At 64.7% G+C, this 5,245-nt stretch carries 6 protein-coding genes; 5 read left to right on the forward strand and 1 reads right to left on the reverse strand.

Annotation, left to right across the window (positions count from 1 at the left end):
• The coding region (gene gltX, locus Q4C89_RS12650; RefSeq protein WP_303102980.1) for a glutamate--tRNA ligase at positions 1–1,027 on the reverse strand (1,027 nt) is incomplete at its 3' end.
• Positions 1,028–1,092: 65 nt separating this feature from the next.
• Here gltX and Q4C89_RS12655 point away from each other — a divergent pair.
• The 5 genes from Q4C89_RS12655 to Q4C89_RS12675 are packed head-to-tail and all read left to right on the forward strand — an operon-like array spanning position 1,093 to position 5,018.
• The gene (locus tag Q4C89_RS12655; RefSeq protein ID WP_303102981.1) at positions 1,093–2,292 is read left to right on the forward strand and encodes a hypothetical protein; all 1,200 of its coding nucleotides are present in this window, start codon (positions 1,093–1,095) and stop codon (positions 2,290–2,292) included.
• 33 nt (positions 2,293–2,325) lie between these two features.
• Complete coding sequence (locus Q4C89_RS12660) at positions 2,326–3,015, forward strand: acetyltransferase (protein ID WP_303102982.1); 690 nt, start codon at positions 2,326–2,328, stop codon at positions 3,013–3,015.
• A 17-nt stretch (positions 3,016–3,032) separates the two neighbouring features.
• Complete coding sequence (locus Q4C89_RS12665) at positions 3,033–3,410, forward strand: YchJ family protein (RefSeq protein ID WP_303102983.1); 378 nt, start codon at positions 3,033–3,035, stop codon at positions 3,408–3,410.
• 36 nt (positions 3,411–3,446) lie between these two features.
• Entirely contained in the window at positions 3,447–4,433 is a 987-nt protein-coding gene (locus Q4C89_RS12670; protein ID WP_303102984.1) for a prohibitin family protein, read from the forward strand.
• 54 nt (positions 4,434–4,487) lie between these two features.
• Complete coding sequence (locus tag Q4C89_RS12675; protein ID WP_303102985.1) at positions 4,488–5,018, forward strand: hypothetical protein; 531 nt, start codon at positions 4,488–4,490, stop codon at positions 5,016–5,018.
• Positions 5,019–5,245: the final 227 nt, after the last annotated feature.

Consider the following 5,245-nt stretch of genomic DNA (forward strand, 5'->3'; position numbering starts at 1 on the left):
GGTAGTCGCGCAGCCTCGCCACCACGTCCTCCTCGCTCAGCACTTCGCGCAGGTAACGCCCGTTGAGCCATTTGAGCTTGGTCACGTCGAAGGTACTGCCGCCCAGGGAGACGCGCTCCCAGGTGAATTCGCGCTGCATGTCGGCCACGCTGAACAGTTCCTCGCCGTTCGGCATACTCCAGCCCATCATGCCGAGGTAATTCAGCAGGGCTTCAGGCAAAATCCCCATCTTGCGGAAGTCTTCCACCGAGGGGTCGCCTCGGCGCTTGCTGTACTTTTTGCCGCCGCTGGACAGCAGCCAAGGCGTATGAATCCACTCGGGTTCGTCCCAGCCCAGCCCGCGCAGAATCAGTTGGTGAATGGGCGTGCTGCTGAGCCATTCCTCGGCGCGGATGACGTGGGTTACGCCCATCAGGTGGTCGTCCACCATCGCCGCGAGGTGGTAGGTCGGGAAGCCGTCGCGCTTGAGCAGCACTTTGTCGTCCAGAATGCTGTTGTCGAATACCACGTCGCCGCGCAGACGGTCACGAATCACGGTCTGGCCTTCCAGCGGAGCCTTGAGCCGAACCACAAATTCCTCGCCCGCAGCGGCGCGGCGGTCAGATTCTTCGCGGGAAAGCTCACGGTCACGGCGGTCATAGCCCAGAAAGCTGTCCTTGCGGGCTTCGGCGGCCTTGCGGCGCTCCTCCAGTTCTTCGGGTGTGTCAAAGGCGCGGTAGGCCGCCCCCGATTCCAACAGTTGCTGGGCGTACTTCTGGTGCAGTTCGGCCCGCTGCGACTGGGTGTATGGCCCCAAGTCGTCTTCCTTGCGGGGGCTGGCGTCGGGGACAATGCCCAGCCAGTCCAGCATGTCCAAAATGCGGCCTTCGCTGGTGGCGTTGTAGCGGGTGCGGTCGGTGTCCTCGATACGGACGATGAACTTGCCGCCGTGCTGGTGGGCAAAGACCGAGTTGAACAGCGCCTGATAAGCGGTGCCGACGTGGGGGTCGCCCGTCGGGCTGGGGGCAATGCGGGTGGTGACAGACATGGGGGAGAGAGTAGAGGGTTGAGGGCGGAGGGTAAAGGGCGGGGACGTCTACTAAACTCTGAGGCATGACGCCCTCGCTGCTTTTGTGGCATCCGCAAGGCCGCCTTCTGGCCCAGAACGCTGGGACGTGGCCCACGCTGGAGCTTGCGCCGTCCGATTCACCCACCGAAAAGCTGCGCGAGACGGCACAAATAGAGGCTTGGCTGCTCCATGACGGGGGACTGATGGCAGGTCGTCAGGAACCGCTGCACCTCCAAGCCTTGACCGAAAATTTGCCTACCGGCTGGGCCTGGGCCGCTGCTGAAGCCTCGCCTCTGCCCCGCGCCCAGATGTGGCAGCGTCCTGGCTGGCGGGCGCGAATTTTAGAGTGGCTAAGCGAACAGGGCATTCATACCCCCGAACTGCGGCTGATTTCCAGCACCGACCTCAATACCGTCGTGGAGGTCAAAACGGGCGGGCGTCTCCTCTTTCTCAAGGTGTCGGCCTCGCCGCTGGAGGCTGCGTTCAGCGCCTATCTGTCTCGCCGCCAGCCCGAGCTTTTGCCTCCGCTGCTGGCGGCGGGTGGTGGCTGGCAACTGAGCGAGACGGGCGGCGAATTGTTGGAGGGCAGCGCCGATTTGCAAGCCTGGGAACAAGCTCTACGTCGTCTGGCAGCGTTTCAGACTTCGGCAGACGCGGGCACACTGGCAGAATTGGGCGCGGAGCGGCTACCTTTTGCGGCAGTGTGGGCCAGGGTGACGACCTTGCTGGAAGCGGATGACGTGCTGCGCGGCTGGGGCCTTACCCCCGAAAAAGTGGGGCAGCTTCAGGCGGCCCGACCTGTGCTGGAGAGGCAATTTGAGCGCTGGCAGGCGCTGGGGCTACCCGACCTGCCCGCGCACGGTGACGCCCACCCGCGCAATGCCCTGGTGGGGCAACGCGGCGCGGTCTGGTTTGACTGGAGCGAGACGAAGGCGGCGGCCCACCCTCTATTAGACGCGGGCTGGTTTCTATTCTTCGCGCTTCACCCTGCCCGCGAGGGACTGAAGATTCGGCAGGCTTACCCAGACCTCGGTGAGCGCCTGAGCGCCGCCTATGCCGAGGCGCTGGGATGCCCCGCTGCCGCCGCTGTGCTGACTGAAAACGCCAGTATCGCGCTGACCCTGATGTGCCGCGCCGCCATTTACGACGAAACTTTTCGCACCTGGGAGGGGACGGTGGTGGGTTGGCGACCAAATTATGTGGGTTATTACTTGGGGCAAGTAGCGCAGATACTGAATGTCTAGCGGCAGAACGGCGACCTAGGCCATACTTTCCCCATGACCCTTAGCCCCGAACATGCCCCCCAGCGCCTCGTTATCGTCGGGACGGGCGGACATGCGCGGGAAGTTCATGAACTGATAGAGGACATCAATGCGGCGGCGCGAGTTCCCGTCTGGGACGTTCTGGGCTGGCTGGACAGCAACGCCGCCACGCACGGTAAGCGGGTGCATGACTTACCCGTGCTGGGCGACGTGGACTGGCTTCAGGGTCAATCGGCAGTCTGGGTGACGGTCGCCATCGGGGCCACCCATGTCCGCCGCCGCGTCACGCAGCGCTTGCAGGCGCAGGGGCAAAAGCTGTTTGCCACCCTGATTCACCCGACCGCCGTGGTGGGCCGCCGCGCCCAGATTGGAGCGGGGAGCGTGTTGTGCGCGGGCAGCATGGCGACCACTGACTGTCGCATCGGGGAACATGCCTTGCTCAACCGCTTGGCGATGGTGGCGCATGACGACGTGCTGGGCGACTTCGTGACCCTCGCGCCGGGGGTGGTGCTGAGCGGCAATGTGCAGGTGGGTGAAGGAACCGACATCGGCACGACTGCCGCCGTCAATCAGGGTCTCAGCATCGGAGAGTGGAGCGTGGTGGGGTCGGGCGCGGTGGTCAACCGCTCCTTGCCTGCCAACTGCACCGCCGTGGGCGTTCCTGCGCGGGTCATCAAGGAGCGGCCCGCAGGCTGGCACCTCTAGCCCTCTACACTTCCCTCATGCCCCGTCCTTACCCGCCCTTCAAGCCTTGCCCCTGCGGCAGTGGGCGCAGTTATTCGGCCTGCTGCCAGCCTTTCCACACGGGCGACAAGGCCGCCCCGACCCCCGAAGCCCTGATGCGCTCACGCTACTCGGCCTATGCCCTGGCCGACGCCGAATATGTGCGCCGCACCTGGCACCCCGACACCGTCCCAGCCGAACTGAATTTGAACGACGGGGTCAAGTACACGGGCCTCCGGATTCACCGGGCCGAGGGAGATGAGGTGGACTTCACCGCCAGCATGAAAAGCTCGGACGGGCAGCCCCACCGAATGCGCGAGCGCAGCCAGTTTGTCCAGCTGGACGGGCGCTGGGTGTACTGGCGAGAAGTCGAATAGCCGCAACTTTTTGTGTGCTGGGCGCGTAGTGGTGGCATGACTGGAATCCCCGGCACAGACACCGCAGCCCCGAAAGTCAAGCCGCCCCGCGCTGCTGGCGGTGGCCTGACGCCCAAGCGCGGTCTCCTGATTGGCGCTCTGGCCCTGACCGCCCTGCTGATTTTCGAGAGCGTGCGGGTCGTTCCGGCGGGCTATGTGGGCGTGGGCTTCAACAAGCTCAGCGGCAGCCTGTCCACCCTCCAAGAAGGGGTGCATTTCGTGGTGCCGGGCGTGCAGCAGCTCAACCTCTACGACGCCCGCTTGCAGGAAGTGACCCTGGCCCACAACGTGCAGGACGGCGACGAAGGGGCCATCAACGCCCGTTCCAAGGAAGGGCTGGGCATCACGGCGGACGTGACGGTGCAGTTCCGCATTGACCGCAACAAGGCCGCCGTGCTGCACAAGGAACTCGGGCGCGATTACCTCCGCACCGTCATTCGGCCCCAGGTGCGCTCCAAGGTGCGCGACGCCATCGGGCAGTTCAACGCCGCCGAGCTGATTTCCACTCAGCGCCAGCAGGTCGAGGCCAGCATCATCAAGTCGCTGAGCCAGGAATTTACCCGCAACAATCTGATTCTGGACTCGGTGCTGCTGCGCGAACTCAAGATTCCCGACAGTGTCGCCAAGGCCATCGAGGAAAAACAGACCGCCGAGCAGCAGGTCGCCGTGCAGAAAAACAAGCTTCAGCAGGCGCAGATTTCGGCGCAGCAGGCCGTGGTGGACGCCGAGGGTAAAGCCAAGGCCGCCGTCGCCACGGCGCGGGGCGAGGCTGAAGCCCTCTCGCTGCGCGGCAAGGCCCTGCGTGAGAATCCGCAACTCATTCAGCTGACGGTGGCGGAAAAACTCGCGCCTGGCATCCAGACCGTGATGGTGCCCGCCGACAGCAACTTCCTCCTCAACCTGCAAGACCTCGGCGGCGTCGCCCGTGCCCAGAACCAGGCCACCCAGAATCAGGCGGCACAGAATGGGAATGCCGGACGCTGAGCCCTGCCGCGCCCAGGGTCGGGGGAACCCGCGCTGCGGCGCTAGGATGCGGCCATGATTGCGGTGCTGATTCTGGCGGTGATTTTCGGGGGCATCGCCCTGATTACCTATGTGGACAACACCACCAAAGCCCAGAAGCGACAGGCGCTGGCGGCGGCTCCGGCGGTGGCCCCCTTGCCCGTAGCGGCGGCGGAGAATGAAGCTGCGCCTGAAACACTCATTCTGGCCTTGCCCGACCCTGCCCGCGCCCAGGCGTGGCAGCTGCTGTGCCTGATTCACGACGGCCTGCAAGCGGGAACCCTGACCGACACCCGCGCCCGCTACCTGCTGACCCAGACCCGCCAGAGCTACTTGCCCGACACGCTGCGGGCCTACCTGAACCTGACCGACGGGGCGCGGCGGCACCTGACGGCGCAGGGGCAAACGCCGGAGCAATTGCTGGACGAGCAACTGTCCCTGATGACCAGCGGTATTCGTGAAGCGCTGCGCCACGACCACGCGGCAGCAGACCACCTGCTGACCCAGGGCCGCTTCCTGCGCGAACGCTTCGGCACGGGAGAACTGGCCGAGGGGCCAAGGGTCTAAAAGTTCGGGCGTGGAAAGTGTCGTCTGGGATGGTTTCCCTTCTGCCCTCAGGCGTCTCAGCCCCTCAGATAACTCGCCCGCCCCATCAGGCGTCAGCGCAGCAAAACCGTAACGGCATTTTTTGAACCGAGTTCATAGATTCCGGTGCTCACCCGTGGCAGCCGTTAGGGTAAATGCACCATGACCACGACTGCTTTTCTCGGCCTGGGAGCAATGGGATACCCGAT

Source organism: Deinococcus sp., assembly GCF_030523985.1.
Taxonomy (GTDB): domain Bacteria; phylum Deinococcota; class Deinococci; order Deinococcales; family Deinococcaceae; genus Deinococcus.

What these genes read in the sequence shown, in the direction of transcription:
- Q4C89_RS12660 (WP_303102982.1), top strand. Translation starts at nt 2,326, where the DNA reads ATGACCCTTAGCCCCGAACATGCCCCCCAGCGCCTCGTTATCGTCGGG.
- Q4C89_RS12670 (WP_303102984.1), top strand. Translation starts at nt 3,447, where the DNA reads ATGACTGGAATCCCCGGCACAGACACCGCAGCCCCGAAAGTCAAGCCG.
- Q4C89_RS12675 (WP_303102985.1), top strand. Translation starts at nt 4,488, where the DNA reads ATGATTGCGGTGCTGATTCTGGCGGTGATTTTCGGGGGCATCGCCCTG.
- Q4C89_RS12655 (WP_303102981.1), top strand. Translation starts at nt 1,093, where the DNA reads ATGACGCCCTCGCTGCTTTTGTGGCATCCGCAAGGCCGCCTTCTGGCC.
- Q4C89_RS12665 (WP_303102983.1), top strand. Translation starts at nt 3,033, where the DNA reads ATGCCCCGTCCTTACCCGCCCTTCAAGCCTTGCCCCTGCGGCAGTGGG.